16 protein-coding genes are annotated in these 16,049 nt (G+C 69.9%); 11 read left to right on the top strand and 5 right to left on the bottom strand.

All coding sequences use genetic code 11. From position 1 onward, the window contains the following. Window positions 1-2: 2 nt before the first annotated feature. Both def and ACLJK8_RS07145 read right to left on the bottom strand, forming a co-directional pair. Entirely contained in the window at window positions 3-524 is a 522-nt protein-coding gene (gene def, locus ACLJK8_RS07140) for a peptide deformylase (protein ID WP_413149413.1), read from the bottom strand. Between the two features lie 85 nt (window positions 525-609). Then, on the bottom strand, window positions 610-1,506 hold the full coding sequence (locus tag ACLJK8_RS07145; RefSeq protein ID WP_413149414.1) for a hypothetical protein: 897 nt from the start codon (window positions 1,504-1,506) through the stop codon (window positions 610-612). A gap of 128 nt (window positions 1,507-1,634) precedes the next feature. Between ACLJK8_RS07145 and ACLJK8_RS07150 the strand changes: the two genes are divergently transcribed. From ACLJK8_RS07150 to ACLJK8_RS07160, 3 genes are read left to right on the top strand one after another with little or no spacing between them, the layout of a single operon-like run. Continuing rightward, window positions 1,635-2,348, top strand: a complete 714-nt coding sequence (locus ACLJK8_RS07150; RefSeq protein ID WP_413149415.1) for a phosphatidylserine decarboxylase — start codon at window positions 1,635-1,637, stop codon at window positions 2,346-2,348. Between the two features lie 3 nt (window positions 2,349-2,351). Beyond that, window positions 2,352-3,155: a CDP-diacylglycerol--serine O-phosphatidyltransferase gene (gene pssA / locus ACLJK8_RS07155; RefSeq protein WP_413149416.1), complete on the top strand. Its 804-nt coding sequence runs from the start codon at window positions 2,352-2,354 to the stop codon at window positions 3,153-3,155. Between the two features lie 45 nt (window positions 3,156-3,200). Then, entirely contained in the window at window positions 3,201-3,833 is a 633-nt protein-coding gene (locus ACLJK8_RS07160) for a class I SAM-dependent methyltransferase (protein WP_413149417.1), read from the top strand. A gap of 106 nt (window positions 3,834-3,939) precedes the next feature. Here the strand turns inward: ACLJK8_RS07160 and ACLJK8_RS07165 are convergent, their stop codons facing one another. Next, a complete protein-coding gene (locus ACLJK8_RS07165; RefSeq protein ID WP_413149418.1) occupies window positions 3,940-4,566 on the bottom strand; it encodes a TlpA disulfide reductase family protein in 627 nt (208 codons plus the stop codon). On the opposite strand from ACLJK8_RS07165, the gene argH reads away from it, so the two are divergent. From argH to ACLJK8_RS07185, 4 genes are all read left to right on the top strand, one after another. Then, entirely contained in the window at window positions 4,565-5,959 is a 1,395-nt protein-coding gene (gene argH, locus ACLJK8_RS07170) for an argininosuccinate lyase (RefSeq protein WP_413149419.1), read from the top strand. The two genes, ACLJK8_RS07165 and argH, sit on opposite strands and share 2 nt — an antisense overlap. Next, the gene (locus ACLJK8_RS07175; RefSeq protein WP_413149420.1) at window positions 5,956-6,102 is read left to right on the top strand and encodes a hypothetical protein; all 147 of its coding nucleotides are present in this window, start codon (window positions 5,956-5,958) and stop codon (window positions 6,100-6,102) included. The genes argH and ACLJK8_RS07175 overlap by 4 nt, the downstream gene beginning before the upstream one ends. 150 nt (window positions 6,103-6,252) lie before the next feature. After that, complete coding sequence (gene lysA / locus ACLJK8_RS07180) at window positions 6,253-7,521, top strand: diaminopimelate decarboxylase (protein WP_413149421.1); 1,269 nt, start codon at window positions 6,253-6,255, stop codon at window positions 7,519-7,521. A gap of 48 nt (window positions 7,522-7,569) precedes the next feature. Continuing rightward, complete coding sequence (locus ACLJK8_RS07185; RefSeq protein ID WP_413149422.1) at window positions 7,570-10,128, top strand: TIGR02302 family protein; 2,559 nt, start codon at window positions 7,570-7,572, stop codon at window positions 10,126-10,128. Between the two features lie 30 nt (window positions 10,129-10,158). Here the strand turns inward: ACLJK8_RS07185 and ACLJK8_RS07190 are convergent, their stop codons facing one another. Further along, the gene (locus tag ACLJK8_RS07190; protein WP_413149423.1) at window positions 10,159-11,244 is read right to left on the bottom strand and encodes a zinc-ribbon domain-containing protein; all 1,086 of its coding nucleotides are present in this window, start codon (window positions 11,242-11,244) and stop codon (window positions 10,159-10,161) included. Window positions 11,245-11,462: 218 nt separating this feature from the next. Here ACLJK8_RS07190 and ACLJK8_RS07195 point away from each other — a divergent pair, with 218 nt between their 5' ends. From ACLJK8_RS07195 to ACLJK8_RS07205, 3 genes are read left to right on the top strand one after another with little or no spacing between them, the layout of a single operon-like run. Next, entirely contained in the window at window positions 11,463-12,140 is a 678-nt protein-coding gene (locus ACLJK8_RS07195) for a cell division ATP-binding protein FtsE (RefSeq protein WP_413149424.1), read from the top strand. Further along, a complete protein-coding gene (locus ACLJK8_RS07200; protein ID WP_413149425.1) occupies window positions 12,137-13,030 on the top strand; it encodes a cell division protein FtsX in 894 nt (297 codons plus the stop codon). The genes ACLJK8_RS07195 and ACLJK8_RS07200 overlap by 4 nt, the downstream gene beginning before the upstream one ends. 4 nt (window positions 13,031-13,034) lie before the next feature. Further along, on the top strand, window positions 13,035-13,778 hold the full coding sequence (locus ACLJK8_RS07205; RefSeq protein ID WP_413149426.1) for a lysophospholipid acyltransferase family protein: 744 nt from the start codon (window positions 13,035-13,037) through the stop codon (window positions 13,776-13,778). Between the two features lie 48 nt (window positions 13,779-13,826). Here ACLJK8_RS07205 and ACLJK8_RS07210 read toward each other — a convergent pair whose 3' ends face one another. Continuing rightward, window positions 13,827-14,789: an acetyl-CoA carboxylase carboxyltransferase subunit alpha gene (locus ACLJK8_RS07210; RefSeq protein ID WP_413149427.1), complete on the bottom strand. Its 963-nt coding sequence runs from the start codon at window positions 14,787-14,789 to the stop codon at window positions 13,827-13,829. A gap of 267 nt (window positions 14,790-15,056) precedes the next feature. On the opposite strand from ACLJK8_RS07210, the gene ACLJK8_RS07215 reads away from it, so the two are divergent. Next, complete coding sequence (locus ACLJK8_RS07215; RefSeq protein ID WP_413149428.1) at window positions 15,057-15,935, top strand: flagellin; 879 nt, start codon at window positions 15,057-15,059, stop codon at window positions 15,933-15,935. Window positions 15,936-16,049: the final 114 nt, after the last annotated feature.

Consider the following 16,049-nt stretch of genomic DNA (forward strand, 5'->3'; position numbering starts at 1 on the left):
GCTCAGGCCCGGGCCTTCTCGCGCTTCAGCTTCTTCATCTTCGAGGTGATCATCGTCCGCCGGATTGGGCTCAGATAATCGATGAAGAGTTTGCCGCGAAGGTGGTCGAGTTCGTGCTGCACGCAGGTCGCGGGACGATCCGAGAACTCCTCCTCGCGCACATGGCCCTCGAGATCCATCCACCGCAGCCGCACGCGGTCGGGCCGGGACACATCCTCGAAGATGTCGGGAATCGAGAGGCAGCCTTCCTCGCTCACGACCCAGTTGTCGGAGGCCCAGGTGATCTCGGGGTTGAGGAACACCATCGGATCGGGCTCCTCGTCCTTGCCGGCGCAATCCATGACGAAGATCTGCTTCATCACGCCCAACTGCGTCGCGGCGAGGCCGATCCCGGGGGCGTCGTACATCGTCGCGAGCATGTCATCGGCGAGCTGGCGTACCGAATCATCGACGCCGCGAATGGGCGCCGCCGTCTTGCGGAGCCGCGGGTCGGGATGGATGAGGATCGGACGGAGCGTTGCCATGCTGGCGAAATAGGCGATGGCGCTGGCGTTGACAAGGATCGCGGCCCCCCCGACCCCGGCGCGGTGCGCGGGGGGCGGCGCCGCGTCAGTAGAGTCCGGCTCCCGGCTCGGCGATCAGCGGCTTCGCCTCGCCGAGCAGCGGGCGGCCGCTGGTGAGCAGGGCTCCGGCGCTCTGAGCGAGGATACCGCCGCCGGCCGGCCCGGCGGGCACCCGGGCGACGGAGCCGGGCATCGCCGGCATCGGCGGGCCCGCGCGGGCGATCTGCTCCGCGAGCGCCCGGCGCTGCGCCTCGCGGCGCTCGGAGCGGGTACTGCGGCGGGCATCCGGCGTCGCGCCTGCGACCAGGGTTTCCGGATCCGGCGCCACCGGCGAGCCCTCGGCCCCCGGCAGGTCCTCCGGTTCGAGGCCGGCGAGCAGTCGGTCGAACCGCTGCCGGTAGACCGCGGCCAGGTCGGGCGTGAGCGAATGATAGGCGCCCGCCGCCTCGGACCAGCTGCCGCGTTCCTCATAGAGATTTCGCAGGAACTGCGCGGCGTAGGTCGCGGTCCATTGCGGGTCGAACATGTCCTCGAGGCTCGGGAAGGCATGGCCATGCCAGCGGTAGTTGATCTGCACGCAGCCGACATCGAAACTCTTGCGCCCCGCGGCGAGGCTCTCGCGGCCGAAGGCGGTCGCCTCCTCGCGGGTCTTGAACCAGTGCCCCTTGCCCTCGCGGTTGATGGCCCAGGGGTAGGGGCGCACGCGTCCGTTCGATTTCCGCCCCGTTTCGGTCAGAGCGACGGCGTAGAGCACCTCGACCGGAACGCCGCCCCGACGGGCGCCGGCGGCGATCGCGGCCTCGCAAAGCGCGGCGTCGGGATCGTCCTCGGCCGCCGCGGAACCTGTAAAGGCCAAACCCGAGAGAGCCGCCGCCGAAACCGCCAGATCCGCGAGAAGGAGCCCGAGAAGGAGCGCGACTGCGTGCGCGGCGCGGCGAAACATGACCGGGGTCCCATCGACTGAACGGAACCTCCCTGCCACGGGATGGTTACCCCGGGGTTAGCCCCGAGCTTGTCATGGCGCTTCCAACCAGCGCGCTCATACCCTAATTAACCATCGTAACGGAAACGGTGGAGGGGAGCGACCGCCGAATGGACATGATTTCGACGGTCGTGAAGCCGATTCACCGGGAGGGATGGAAGTTCATCCCCGCCTTCGGGATCGTCGCGCTGCTGCTTTTCTTTCTCTGGGAGCCGCTCGGCTGGCTCGGGCTCGGGCTGACCGTCTGGTGCTACTACTTCTTCCGCGACCCGGATCGCGTCACGCCGACCCGGCCCGGTCTCTTCGTGAGCCCGGCGGATGGCGTCGTCTCGCTGATCGAACGCGCGGCGCCGCCGCCCGAGCTCGGCCTCGGCGCGGAGGAGCGGACACGGGTCAGCGTCTTCATGAACGTCTTCAACTGCCATGTGAACCGTGCCCCCATCGCCGGCACGGTAACGAAGATAGCCTATCGTCCGGGCAAGTTCCTCAACGCCTCGCTCGACAAGGCCAGCGAGGACAACGAGCGCAACGGGCTGGCGCTGAGGCTGGAGGACGGCCGCGAGATCGCCGTGGTGCAGATCGCGGGCCTCGTCGCCCGGCGCATCCTCTGCGAGGTGGCCGAGGGAACCCCGCTCGCGACCGGCCAGCGCTTCGGCATGATCCGCTTCGGCTCTCGCGTCGATGTCTATCTGCCGGAGGGGGTGGCCCCGCTCGTCGCGGTTGGACAGGGAACGATCGCGGGCGAGACGGTCATCGCCGATCTGGCGTCGGCCGAGCTGGCCCGGCAAGGGGAGGTGCGCTGAGCCATGATCGCCCGCCGCCGCGACAAGCTGCCGTTCCTTCATCTGCTGCCGAGCCTCGTCACCATCATCGGCCTCTGCGCCGGTCTGACGGCGATCCGCTTCGCCTATGCCGAGAAGTTCATGCTGGCGATCGTGCTGATCCTCGTGGCGGCCGCGCTCGACGGCGTGGACGGGCTGCTGGCGCGGCGACTGAACAGCGTGAGCCCCTTCGGCGCGGAACTCGATTCGCTCTGCGACTTCCTCGATTTCGGGGTGGCGCCGGGTATCATCGTCTACCAGTTCGCGCTCGCGGATGCGAATGACCTCGTCTGGGTGCTGGTGCTCATCTACATCGTCTGCTGCTGCCTGAGGCTCGCCCGGTTCAACGTGAACCGCGACGCACCGAGCCGCGGCAAGGTGCCGAGCTTCGTGGGCGTTCCGGCCCCCGCCGGGGCGCTTCTCGCGCTCTTCCCGATGTTCGGAACCTTCGCCGGCATCTGGGACGCGCGGGACGCGCCGATGCTCGTCGCGCCCTGGCTCGCGATCGTCGGCCTCCTGATGGTGAGCCGCCTGCCGACCTTCAGTCCGAAGGCGCTGCGCATTCCGCGCGACAAGGTGCCCCTGCTCCTGATCGGCACCGCGATCATCGTCGGCCTCGCCGTCACGCGGTTCTGGCTGCTGACGGTGCTCGTCACGCTCGCCTACATGGCGACGCTCGTGCACGCCGCCGTGCGTCTGCGCCGCGCGGTGCCTGCCGAGGGGCGCGACCTACCGGACGGGCCCGGGGAGGGGCCCGAGTCCGAAAACCCGGATTCCCAGAACCCATAATCCGAAACCAACGAGAACAACGGCGAAACCATCCGAGGGTAGCTAATGGAACTTAAGGCAGTCGGGACTTCCTATCGCCGCTGGGCCCCGGTCTACGATCAGACATTCGGCGCGTTGACCCGCGTCGGCCGGGCGAAGGCGGTCCGCCACGTCAACACCCGCCAGGGCAAGGTCCTCGAGGTCGGGGTCGGCACGGGGCTGGCACTCCGCCACTATGCGAACGGCGTCGAGGTCACGGGGATCGATTTCTCGCCGGAGATGCTGCGGAAGGCCCGCGCCAAGGTCACGGAGCACCGTCTCTCGCATGTGACGGAGCTGCGCCGGATGGATGCGCGCAAGCTCGACTTCTCCGACGACACCTTCGACACCGTGGTCGCGATGTATCTCGTCTCCGTGGTGCCGGAGCCGGAGAAGGTGGTGGCCGAGATGGCCCGCGTCTGCAAACCCGGCGGAGAAGTGGTGATCGTCAATCATTTCGCCCGGGACGAAGGCCCGCTCGCGCGGCTCGAGCGCGGATTCGCGCCCTTCGCCGACCTGCTTGGCTGGCATTCCGATTTCGCCATCGAACGGGTGCTCGGGAGCGAGGATCTGGAGATCGTCGAGCGGCGCAGGTTCCCGCCCTTCGGGATGTTCACCTTCCTGAGGCTCCGCAAGAAGCCCCGCGGACCTCTCGTCTGAGGGGCGATCCCGCCCCAGATCCCCCCGCCGCGTCCTCGTACTGGCGCCGGGCCTCAGCCCGGAGCTTGTTTCGGGGGCCTTGGCTCGGGGCCTTGGCTCGAGGATCTCAGCTCGGGGCCTGGGCGAGATAGTCGAGAATAGCCTTCGCCTCGGCGCCGCTCCAGTCGGCGCCGCCCATCAGGCGGGCGATCTCGGCGCCTTCGCGGTTGAGGATCACCGTCACCGGCAGGCCCATCACATCCATTCCGCGCGCAAGCCGGCTCTTCGGATCGAGCCAGGTCGAGAGCGTGGTGATGTTCGCCTCCTTCAGGAACCGGTCGATACTCTCGGCCTCGTTGCGCCCGGTCGCGATCGGGATCACCGCGAAATCCGCGCCGCCCCGCTCCCGCTCCAGCGCGTCGAGCGCGGGATATTCCTCGCGGCAGGGCGCGCACCAGGTCGCCCAGAAGTTCACCAGCCGGATCTTGCCGTCGCTATCGGCGAGCCGGTGCTCGCCCTCCTCGCGGTCGAAATAGACCTCGTCCGGCACGGCGACCGGCTCGGTATGGATCACGAGCTTGCGCATGTCGCCGGCGCGCATCGCTTCGAGATCGGCCCGTTGCTCCGCCGTCAGGCTCTGGGCGAGGGCGGGGTTTGCGCCAATGATCGCGGCGGCGTATAGCAGGCCCGCGATCAGCGCGCCGGAGGCGTGGCGGAAACTGGTCCCGGCGAAGCGAAAAGCAGGCAGGCGCATGACTGAAAAGACCTCGAACGCGATGTGGGGCGGCCGGTTCGCGGCCGGGCCGGACGCGATCATGGAAGCGATCAATGCCTCGATCGGCTTCGACAAGCGCCTCGCGGCCCAGGACATCGAGGCCAGCCGCGCCCATGCCGCGATGCTGGCGCGGCAGGGCATCCTGACTGATACCGACGCGGAGCTGATCCGGGAAGGTCTGCTCACGGTCTTGTCAGAGATCGAAGCCGGAGAGTTCCGCTTTTCGACCGCGCTCGAAGACATCCACATGAACGTGGAGAGCCGGCTGAGGGAGCTGATCGGCGAGCCCGCCGGGCGGCTTCATACCGCGCGCTCCCGCAATGACCAGGTGGCCACCGACTTCCGGCTCTGGGTCCGGGGTCAGTGCGATGCCGCGATCGAGGGGATCGAGGCGCTGATGCGCGCGCTCGTCACCCAGGCGGACGCGGGCGCGGATATGGTGATGCCGGGCTTCACCCATCTCCAGGTCGCCCAGCCCGTGACCTGGGGCCATCACATGCTCGCCTATGTCGAGATGCTGGCCCGCGATCGGGCGCGCTTCGCCGATGCCCGCGCGCGGATGAACGAGAGCCCGCTCGGCGCCGCGGCGCTCGCCGGAACCTCCTTCCCGATCGACCGGGAGTTCACCGCGCGCGAGCTCGGCTTCGACCGGCCGATGGCCAATTCGCTCGACGCGGTCTCGGACCGCGATTTCGCGCTGGAATTCCTGTCCGCGGCCAGCCTCTGCGCGACCCATCTGAGCCGGATGGCCGAGGAACTGGTGATTTGGTCCACGGCGCAGTTCCGCTTCGTGACACTCTCGGACCGCTTCTCCACCGGTTCCTCGATCATGCCGCAGAAGAAGAATCCGGACGCGGCGGAGCTGATCCGGGCGAAGGTCGCGCGGATCAACGGCGCGCTGGTGGCGCTCCTGACGGTGATGAAGGGCCTGCCGCTCGCCTATTCGAAGGACATGCAGGAGGACAAGGAGCAGGTCTTCGACGCCGCCGACAGCCTGATGCTCGCGCTCGCCGCGATGACAGGCATGGCAGGAGACATGCGACCCAACGCCGAGCGCCTGCGCGAAGCGGCGGCGAGCGGCTTCTCGACGGCGACCGACCTCGCCGACTGGCTGGTGCGCGCGCTCGGCCTGCCGTTCCGGGACGCGCATCACGTGACGGGCGCGCTGGTGCGGCGGGCGGAGGAACTCGGGATCGACCTGCCGGACCTGAGCCTCGACGACATGCGGGCGGTCCATGAGGGGATCACGGCGGAGGTCTACGAAGTGCTGGGCGTAGACAACTCGGTCGCGAGCCGGACGAGCCACGGCGGGACCGCGCCGTCCCAGGTCCGCGCTCAGATCGCCCGCTGGCGCGAGAGCTTTCCGGCATGAACCGCGCCACCATCATCCCCGCGCTCGTTCTCGCGCTCCTGGCCGCCGGCTGCGGCATCAAGGACCAGCCCGGGACACCGAGCGGACGCCCGCTCCCCGTCGAGGAGCCCCAGCCGGCGCAGGCGGACCTGCCGACCGATTGAGGGCGTTCGGGGCGGCGAGGTGGAAAGGCGGACCGAGAGTCGACCTAACCTCGGGTAGGCCGTGAACCAAGATCCGCCTCACGCGCGTTCTTGCTTTCGCGAGCGCGCGACGCTACACCCCGCCGCCGGATTTTCGCGAAGGGGCGGAGCGTGGACCATTTTCTCTACCGAGACGGCATCCTTCACGCGGAGGACGTGCCGCTGACCGAGATAGCGACCGCGGTCGGAACCCCGGTCTACGTCTATTCCGCGGCGACCCTGACCCGCCACTACCGCGTTTTCCAGGAAGCGCTGGCGGGGATGGATCACCTGATCTGCTACGCGATGAAGGCCAATTCCAACCAGGCGGTGCTGCGCCTCATGGCGAAGCTCGGCGCCGGGATGGACGTGGTCTCGGGCGGCGAATACCTGCGCGCCCGGGCGGCGGGCGTGCCGGGTGACCGGATCGTCTTCTCCGGCGTCGGCAAGACGCGGGACGAAATGCGTCTGGCGCTGGAACAGGGCATCCGCCAGTTCAACGTCGAATCGGAACCCGAACTTCGCGCGCTCTCCGAGGTCGCGGCCGGGCTCGGGACGCGCGCGCCGATCGCGATCCGGGTCAATCCCGACGTCGATGCGAAGACCCACGCCAAGATCGCGACCGGCAAGTCGGAGAACAAGTTCGGCATCCCGATCGCCCGCGCCCGCGAGGTCTACGCCGAGGCCGCGCGTCTCCCGGGAATCGAGGTCGTCGGCGTCGATGTCCATATCGGCAGCCAGCTCACGGAACTCGCGCCGTACCGCTCGGCCTTCACGAAGGTCGCGGAGCTGACCGGGGCACTCCGGGCCGACGGCCACGACATCCGGCGGCTCGATCTCGGCGGCGGGCTCGGCATCCCCTACCGCCGCGACAACGAGGCCCCGCCCCTGCCCTTCGACTATGGCGGCGTGATCCGCGAGACGCTCGCCCATCTCGGCTGCGAGATCGAGATCGAACCGGGACGGCTCATCGCCGGTAACGCGGGCATCCTGCTCGCCTCGGTGATCTGGCGGAAAGAAGGCGAGGGGCGGACCTTCCTCGTGCTCGACGCGGCGATGAACGATCTCGTGCGGCCGGCGATGTACGACGCCTTCCACGAGATCATCCCCGTCAGGGAGGCCGCGCCGGGCGTCGAGCGGGACCCGGTCGATATCGTCGGCCCGGTCTGCGAGACCGGGGACACTTTCGCCCGCGAACGGCCCATGCCGCCGCTCGGCGAGGGCGATCTCGTCGCCTTCCGCTCGGCCGGGGCCTATGGCGCGGTGATGGCCTCGGAATACAACTCCCGTCCGCTGGTGCCCGAGGTGCTGGTCTCGGGGGATCACTTCGCCGTGGTGCGGGCGCGCCCGAGCTTTGACGAAATGATCGGGCGCGATACCATCCCTGACTGGATCGACTAGATTCCCGCGCGGGCGGGTGCTCCGCCGCGTGCCCCGGAAGCGAGGCGGATGAGGCAGAGGCCAGAGGACGAGACCCCGAGGGACCGCGGACTTGCCACGACGATCCGGCGTACCCGCGCCGGAATGGCCGGGGAGGCGCTGCTGCGCGCCTTCTGGCCCTTCGCCTCGCTCCTCGCCGTCTTCTGGTCCGTCATGGCCTTCGGCCTGCCGGAGCTTCTGACCCGGGGTCAGATGATCGGCGTGCTCGCCGCGTTCGGCGTGGGGGCGCTCTGGCTCGGCTGGCGCGGCTTCCGCGGCCTGCGCTGGCCGAGCGCGCGCGAGGCCCGCGACCGGATCGACGCGACGCTGCCCGGAACGCCGCTCGCCGCGCTCGAGGACGCGCAGGCCCTCGGGACCGGCGACGCGGGCGCGCGCGCAGTCTGGGCCGCGCATCTCGAACGAATGCGGCGCGCCGCGGCCGCCGCGCGTCCCGTACCGCCCGATCTCCGCCTCGCGAGCCGCGATCCATGGGCGCTCAGGCTCGCGGCGCTGGTGCTGCTCGGCGCGGCGCTCCTCTTCGCAGGCGGCGAGGGCATTCGCGGCGTCGGCGCGGCGATCAAGCCCGCGGGACCTTCCCAGATCGCGACGGGACCGAGCTTCGAGGGCTGGGCCGAACCGCCCGACTACACCGGGCGTCCGACGCTCTACCTGCCCGACATCCGCTCCGCCGAACCGGTGAGCGTGCCCAGCGGCACGGAGATCACGCTGCGGGTCTACGGCGCCGAGGGAAGCGATTTCGCACTGAACGAGGATGTGTCCGGCGGCGACCCGGTCGCGCTCGCCGAGAGCGCCCCCGGCATCGCGGGCGCGGAATTCGAGGTGCGCGAGGGTGGCGAGATCACCCTGAGCCGAGGCGGCGCAGCGCTCGGCCACTGGGTCTTCGCGGCGGAGCCCGACATGGCGCCGACGATCGCGCTCTCCCAGCCGGTGACCGCGATCGAGGAGGGCAAGACCCGGATCGCCTATGTGGCGAAGGACGACCACGGCATCGCCCGCGCGCAGGCGCGCATCGTGCTCGACGCCGCGCGCGCCGACCGGCGCCATGGGCTGGAAATCGACCCGGCTCCGCGGCCGCCGCTCGTGATCGACCTGCCGATGCCGATGACCGGGGCGGGCGCCGAGGTGAACGAGGCACTGGTGGATGATTTCGCCAAGGACCCGTTCGCCGGCCTGCCGGTCACGCTGACGCTGAGCGCCGAGGATGCGATCGGCCAGCGCGGCGACAGCGGCCCGATCGCGACGATCCTGCCCGCCCGGCCGTTCTACGACCCGCTGGCCGCCGCGCTGATCGAGCAGCGGCGCGACCTGCTCTGGTCGCCAGGGAATGCGACCCGCGTCACACGCGTCCTCCGGGCCGTTTCCGCCGAGGCCGACGAGATCTTCGAGAGCCCCCGCGCCTATCTCATCACCCGCGCCGCGATCCGGGACCTGCACCGGGCGAATACCGAAGGCCGCGCCGGGGAAGTCGTCGAGGACGTGGCCGAGGCGCTGTGGCAGGCGGCGCTCCTCATCGAGGATGGCGGGCTGATGAGCGCCAAGGCCCGGCTCGACCGCGCCCGCGAGCGGCTCTCGGAGGCGCTCCGCAACGACGCCCCGGACGAGGAGATCGCCCGGCTCATGGACGAACTTCGCGACGCGACCCGCGAGTACATGCGCCAGATGGCCCGCGAGGCGATCGAGCGCGGCGAACAGCAGCGGGCGGAGAACGCGCCCGACGGCCAGACCATGAGCCAGGACCAGATCCAGGAGCTGATGCGCCGGATTCAGGAACTGTCGGAACAGGGCCGCAAGGCCGAGGCCGAGCAGTTGCTCGGCATGCTGCAGCAACTGCTCGACAACATGCGGATGCAGGTCACCGAGGGTGGCGAAGGCGAGGGGCAGCCGGGCGAGCAGACGATGCAGGGACTCGCCGACGCGCTGCGCGAGCAGCAGGGGCTTGCGGACGAATCCTTCGAGGAATTGCAGCGGCAGTTCCGCGAGAACCGCGGCCAGAACCAGGGCAATCCGGGCCAGATGGGCCGCCCCCCGGGACGGCCCGGCGATGAAGCTCGCCGCGACCCGGAAGGCGGGGGGCAGCCGGGCGCGGCCGAACTCGCCCGCCGCCAGGAGGCGCTGCGCCAGCTCATGGAAGAGATGCGCGACGCGCTTCCGGGAGAGGCCGGCGAGGCCGCGCGCGAGGCGATGCGCGAGGCCGAGCGCAACATGGGCGAGGCGCGTGACCGGCTGAACGAGGATGACGCCGGGGGCGCGCTCGACCGTCAGGCAGAGGCGATCGACCGCTTGCGCGAGGGCATGCGCGAGATGGCAGAGGACATGCGCGCCCGGAACGGCCAGCAGACCGGCGAGGGCGATGAGGAAAGCCAGTCCCGCGCCGAGAACGGCCGGGACCCGCTCGGACGGCCGCTCGGCTCGCGCGGCGGGATCGGCGGCAACGAGCGCGTGGTCCCCGACGCGGATGCGATCGCGCGTGGCCGCGCCCTGCTCGACGAGATCCGGCGCCGCGCGGGCGAGCAGTTCCGCCCGGAGATCGAACTCGACTACCTGCGGCGGCTGCTCGACCAGTTCTGACTGGATTGCCCGAGGATGTCGCCGGGCCGGTCAGCCCGGCTGGTTGTCCTGCGCGCCGCCGAAACGGTCGCGCAGCCATTCCCGCGCCGCATCGATCGCGTTGGCATAGCCGTCGATCGCCGGGGCCGCCGCCGGGATCTGATCCGCGAGCGGATCGCGCCAGATGTAGATCTCCAGCGCCAGACCGGCGATGAGCAGTGCGAGGATGAAGCCCGGCAGGAACCGCCGCTTCGCCCTGGGCGGTGGCGTCGTCCCGGGGCGCCCGTCCGCCCTGCCATCCGCGAGGTCGAGCCTGGGTGGCGCCGAGCGCGGCGCCTCCCGAAGCGCGATCCGGGACGCCGCGAGGTCGTGCTCCGAGGCCGCGTCCCGATCCGCGTGCTGGCCTGATCCCCGGTCAGAGTCCCGACTAGCGTCCTGATCCTGGGCAGGGTCCCGCCTCGGCGCGGGTATGCTCGGCCGCGGCTCCGCCCGGCGCTCCGTGGCCGGTTCGAGCGCCGCCTTGGCGGACGGCCCGGCCCGGTCAGCCGCGGCCGTACCTCCCGCGCCCGTACCTCCCGCGCCCGTGTCCTTCCTCAGTGCCGGGCCGCGCAGCGTATCGGCGGGGGTGTCCGATGGGTCCCCACCCGGCGCCACATCCGGCGCCGCGCGGTCCGTCCCCGAAGCGGACATCGCCGCGGCGTCGCGCGCCGGGGTGCCCACCGGAGACTGCCAGTTGAACGGCGCGTCGTCCGGCGGCGCCTTCGCCGGCCTCACGTCCGCTTCCCGCGCATCCCGGCTCGCCACGTCCTGCTTCGCCGTATCCTGCTTCGCCGTGTCCTGCTTGACCGTGTCCTGCTTGACCGTGTCCTGCTTGACCGTGTCCTGCTTGACCGTGCCCGAGACCGGAAACGGGATGGGCGCCGCGGCACTGGCGCCCGGCGCCGCGCCCGCCTTGGGACCGGGGCCCCGGGTTTCGAGCTTGCGCAGGATCTGATCCTCGCTCAGCTCCTCCCGCGCCTGGCCGCGCATGAACCAGCGGGTATGGCAGGCGGTGCATTGCACATGCTTGCCCGCCGGCGGGATCAACCCCTCGGGAACGTCGTATTCGGCGCCGCAATTGGGGCAGGTCAAGCGCATGGCAACCCTCGCGTCGGAACCGTTCGCGGCGGGGGAGCTGACGGGCGGGCCTCGCGAATCGGGTATCCCCTTCTAGCCGCCGCCCCAACCCTTTCCAACTGCGCCATTCCAGCAGGTCCATTTCCAGGAGCCGGCGGGGCCGCCGTGACGCGCGGCCAGAGCCGTTGCACCGCGCCGCGGCGATGTGTAAACCGTCGCCACTATCGGCGGAGGACCCGGTGATCGAATTCGAACAGGCCGGGTTCAGCTACGGCGACCACGCCGTTCTCCGGGACATGAGCCTGACGCTGGCACCGGGTTCCTTCCAGTTCCTCGTCGGCCCTTCAGGCGCCGGCAAGACCACCTTCCTCCGGCTCTGCTATCTCGATCTCGCCGTCACCGAGGGAGAGATCCGCCATTTCGGCCGCTCGATCGCGCCCTCGGAACGCGACGCCATCGCCGATCTGCGGCGCAGGGTCGGGGTCGTGCATCAGGACTGCCAGTTTCTCGACCACCTGCCGATCCACGAGAATATCGCGCTGCCGCTGACGGTGAACGGGATCGACCCGCGGGAGCGCGCCGACGACCTGCGCGCGCTCCTGCAATGGGTCGATCTGACGGCGCGTGTCGACGCGACGCCGCCCCTGCTCTCCGGGGGCGAACGCCAGCGCGCGGCGGTGGCGCGGGCGGTGATCCTGAGCCCCGACGTGATCCTCGCCGACGAGCCCACGGGCAATCTCGACTGGGACATGGCGCAGCGGGTGCTGACACTGCTGGTCGAACTCAACCGGATGGGAAAGACCGTGCTGATCGCGACGCACGACCTCAACCTCATCCGCGCGGCGAAGGCGCGGGTGCAGGCGCGGGTGCTCCGGCTCGCGCAGGGCCGCGTCCAGCTCGCGGGGGCGGATCTTTGAGCGCGTTCGGACGGTTCCTGAAGGGCGACCGCGGCGCTGACCGGGTGGTGCCGAGGGGGGCGCGCGCGGCGGTGTCGGTCGGCTTCCTCGCCGCCGTCATGGCCTTCTTCGCCGTTCTCGCGCTCGCGCTCGCGCTCGCCGCCGGACGCCTCGCCGACAGCTGGTCGGGCGAACTCGCCCGCGATGCGACCTTGCAGGTCTTCGCGCCCCAGGAGCAGGTGGAGGCGCAGGCCCGCGCCGCGCTCAACGTGCTCCGCACGACGCCGGGCATCCTCTCCGTCCGTGTCGTGACACTCGAAGAGCAGACGGACCTGCTCGAACCCTGGCTCGGACCCGGTTTCGTGGTCGAGACGCTGCCGCTGCCGCTCATGATCGCGGTCACGACCGACCGGGCCACGCTCGACCAGGACAGCCTCGCGCTGCGTCTCTCCGCCGAGGCGCCGGGGGCGGTCTTCGATGATCACGCCGCCTGGCGGATGCCGCTGGTGACAACGGCGGAACGGCTCCGGATCTTCGCGATCGCCTGCCTCGGGCTCACCGTGCTCGCCCTCGCGGCGGTGATCGGGCTCGCGGCGCAGGCGGCGGTGGCCGCGAACGGGCAGGTCATCCAGACGCTGCGGCTCATCGGCGCGCGCGACAGCTACATCAGCCACGCCTTCACCCGCCGTTTCACGCTGCGCGCGGCCGGGGGCGCGGTACTCGGAATGGGGGCGGGCCTCGCGCTTCTCGCCGCGCTGCCGCGGGCGACCGAGCAGGGGTTCTTCCTCGTCGGCATCGGCCTTCGGGGCTGGCACTGGGCGCTGCCCCTGCTCGTGCCGGTGATCGCCGGTTCCGTCGCCTGGGGCATCACGCGGCTCGCGACACGCGCCAGCCTGCGCCGCTGGAGCTGACCCCATGCGCCTTCTCCGCTCGCTCGTCTTCGATGTCCTCATGTACACGCTGATGGCGGCGATGGGGATCCTCTGCGCGCCGATGGCGCTCTGGTCGGTGGACGGCGCCTATCGGGCGATGAAGGCCTATTGCGCCGCGGCCTTCTGGCTGCTCCGGGTGATCTGCGGCCTTCGGGTCGAGGTCCGGGGCGAGGTGCCGACGGGGGACGTGATCGTCGCCTCCAAGCACCAGTCCTTCCTCGATATCATGATCCTGATGTACCATCTGCCGCGTGCGCGGTTCATCATGAAGCGCGAGCTCCGCTGGGCGCCGATCCTCGGCCTCTACGCGGTCCGGATCGGCTCGACGCCGGTCAACCGGGGCAAGCGGTCGGCGGCGATGAAATCGATGGTCTCCGATGTCGCGAAGGACGCCGGCACGCCGCATCAGCTGGTGATCTATCCCCAGGGCACGCGGACGCTGCCGGGGGCGAAGCTGCCCTACAAGGTCGGCGCCGGCGTGCTCTATGACCGGCTCGGCAAGACCTGCGTGCCGGCGGCGACCAATGTCGGCGTCTTCTGGTCGCGGCGGAGCTGGTACCGGGACCCTGGCCTCGCGGTCGTCGAGTTCCTGCCGCCGATCGCGCCGGGGCTCAAGGTTTCCGACTTCATGCGCGAACTGGAAGCGGTGGTGGAGGAGAACTCCGACCGCCTGATGCGCGAGGCGGGGTTCGACCTGCCCGCGGAAACCGCCGCCGGCGCCGGCTGATCTCCGGCCGCCACCAAGCGTCGCACCGAGGCTCCCGGAGCGCGGCGGTCAGGCGACCAGCGACTTCTGCCCCATGTCGAGATACTTCCTGCGCCGCGCCTTGCGCAATTCGCCCGGCTTCCTGCCATCGACCTGGGCGAGCAGGTCCGCGATCGCCGCGCCGACCCGCGCGACCGTCTCGGCCTTGTTGCGCTGCGCCCCGCCGCGCGGCTCCGGTACCACCGTGTCGGCGATGCCGAGCGTCAGCAGATCCTGCGCGGTGAGCCGCAGCGCCTCGGCGGCTTCCTTCATCTTCTCGGCATCCTTCCAGAGGATGGAGGCGCAGCCCTCCGGCGAGATCACGGAATAGATCGAGTGCTCCAGCATCGCGAGCCGGTCAGCCGTCGCGAAGGCGACCGCTCCGCCGGAACCGCCCTCGCCGATGATGACGGAGATGAGCGGAACGCCGAGTTGCAGGCATTTCTCGGTCGAACGGGCGATCGCCTCCGCCTGTCCGCGTTCCTCCGCGCCCTTGCCCGGATAGGCGCCGGGCGTGTCCACGAGCGCGATCACCGGCAGACCCATGCGGTCGGCGAGATCCATGAGGCGGATGCCCTTGCGATAGCCCTCCGGCCGGGCCATGCCGAAATTGTGCTCGAGCCGGGTCCGGGTGTCGTGGCCCTTCTCGAGCCCGATCACCATCACCGGCCGGTCATTGAAGCGCGCGAGACCGCCCATGACCGCGTGATCATCGGAAAAGGCCCGGTCGCCGGCGAGCGGGGTCCATTCGGTGAAGAGCCCGTCGATGTAATCCTTGCAATGCGGCCGGTCGGGATGCCGCGCGACCTGGCACTTCCGCCAGGGATCGAGGCCGCGGTAGAGCTCGTCGAGCAGTTGCGCCGCCTTCTTGTCGAGCGCCGCCGCCTCTTCCTCGACGTCCATCTCGGCGTTCTTGCGGCCGAGAGCGCGCAGTTCCTCGGCCTTGCCCTCGATCTCGGCGAGGCCCTTTTCGAAGTCGAGATAGTTCTGCATGTCCGCTCCGTCGGTTCGGAGCCGTATATTGAGGGGCGCGAAGGGGATTGCAACAGCGGCCCCTCGCGTCTCGCGGGAGAAGCGGCGGCGCAAGGCCGAAATTGTTACCGCGCGCTCGGGCGCGGTTAACGCCTCCTTAGGGATGATTCATTCGGCGCGTTAGCCATTGCTTAGGCTTGGGCGGCCAGAGTGCCTCTCACGCGGTCGAAAGGACCGGCGCGGCGGGGCCCGATGCGGCCCGGCGCCGCAGCACTCAGAAGGGCGATCATGGGCACCGCGCGGCGGTCGCCCACCATGAAAACCGCGGTGTCGAAAGCACCGCTCGCCAAAAGGAAAATACCAATGTCCAGCATCCTGACCAACACCGGCTCCATGGTTGCCCTCCAGACCCTCAAGTCTGTCAACAAGGGCCTCGCAAAGGTTCAGGACGAAGTCTCGACGGGTCTCAAGGTCTCCACGGCCAAGGACAATTCGTCGAGCTGGTCGATCGCGTCCACGATGTCCTCCGATATCGGGAGCTTCGAAGCCCTGAGCGACTCGCTGACCTCCGCCTCGGCGCTGGTCGGTACCGCGCGTTCGGCGGCCGAGCAGATCTCCGGCATCCTCAAGGAGATCCAGACCAAGATCGTCCAGGCCGAGAACCCGGACGCGGACACCGCGAAGATCCAGAACGAGGTGACCGGGCTGACCAACACGATCATCTCGATCGCGCAGTCGGCCCAGTACAACGGGGTCAACCTCGTTGAGAGCGGCGCCGCCGCGCAGGACATCACGGTGTCGATCATGCGCGACTCCGCCGGTGCCCTGACCACGGGCACGCTGTCGGTCGCCGCGCAGGATCTCGAAGCGCTCGGCGCGGCGCTCACCGTCGGCACCGCGACCGTCGAGGACATCGACACGCTGATCGACTCGGCCAACACCGCGGCCTCCGCCTTCGGTACCGCCCAGGTCCGCATCGATGCCCAGAACGAGTTCCTGTCGAAGCAGGCCGACTCGCTCAAGGCCGGTGTCAGCGCCCTGGTCGACGCCGACATGGAAGAGGCCTCGGCCCGGCTGACCGCGCTGCAGACCCAGCAGCAGCTCGGCATCCAGTCGCTGTCGATCGCGAACCAGGCGCCGCAGGCGGTCCTGTCGCTCTTCCAGTAAGAGCCGGACCCGAAATGAGTTGAGCGATATCAGCGGGTTGTGATTCACGTCGGTTTGCGAAGACTGACGGAGATCCGATGCCCTGGACTGATACCGCTCGGCGCGACTATGACC

Origin of the sequence: Amaricoccus sp. W119 (assembly GCF_047275745.1) — a bacterium.
In the GTDB taxonomy this organism is placed as follows: domain Bacteria; phylum Pseudomonadota; class Alphaproteobacteria; order Rhodobacterales; family Rhodobacteraceae; genus Amaricoccus.

Excerpts from the sequence above, each read along its gene's own strand:
- def (WP_413149413.1), bottom strand. The coding sequence starts at position 524 with ATGGCAACGCTCCGTCCGATCCTCATCCATCCCGACCCGCGGCTCCGC.
- ACLJK8_RS07145 (WP_413149414.1), bottom strand. The coding sequence starts at position 1,506 with ATGTTTCGCCGCGCCGCGCACGCAGTCGCGCTCCTTCTCGGGCTCCTT.
- pssA (WP_413149416.1), top strand. The coding sequence starts at position 2,352 with ATGATCGCCCGCCGCCGCGACAAGCTGCCGTTCCTTCATCTGCTGCCG.
- ACLJK8_RS07160 (WP_413149417.1), top strand. The coding sequence starts at position 3,201 with ATGGAACTTAAGGCAGTCGGGACTTCCTATCGCCGCTGGGCCCCGGTC.
- argH (WP_413149419.1), top strand. The coding sequence starts at position 4,565 with ATGACTGAAAAGACCTCGAACGCGATGTGGGGCGGCCGGTTCGCGGCC.
- ACLJK8_RS07165 (WP_413149418.1), bottom strand. The coding sequence starts at position 4,566 with ATGCGCCTGCCTGCTTTTCGCTTCGCCGGGACCAGTTTCCGCCACGCC.
- ACLJK8_RS07175 (WP_413149420.1), top strand. The coding sequence starts at position 5,956 with ATGAACCGCGCCACCATCATCCCCGCGCTCGTTCTCGCGCTCCTGGCC.
- ACLJK8_RS07185 (WP_413149422.1), top strand. The coding sequence starts at position 7,570 with ATGAGGCAGAGGCCAGAGGACGAGACCCCGAGGGACCGCGGACTTGCC.
- ACLJK8_RS07190 (WP_413149423.1), bottom strand. The coding sequence starts at position 11,244 with ATGCGCTTGACCTGCCCCAATTGCGGCGCCGAATACGACGTTCCCGAG.
- ACLJK8_RS07205 (WP_413149426.1), top strand. The coding sequence starts at position 13,035 with ATGCGCCTTCTCCGCTCGCTCGTCTTCGATGTCCTCATGTACACGCTG.
- ACLJK8_RS07210 (WP_413149427.1), bottom strand. The coding sequence starts at position 14,789 with ATGCAGAACTATCTCGACTTCGAAAAGGGCCTCGCCGAGATCGAGGGC.
- ACLJK8_RS07215 (WP_413149428.1), top strand. The coding sequence starts at position 15,057 with ATGGGCACCGCGCGGCGGTCGCCCACCATGAAAACCGCGGTGTCGAAA.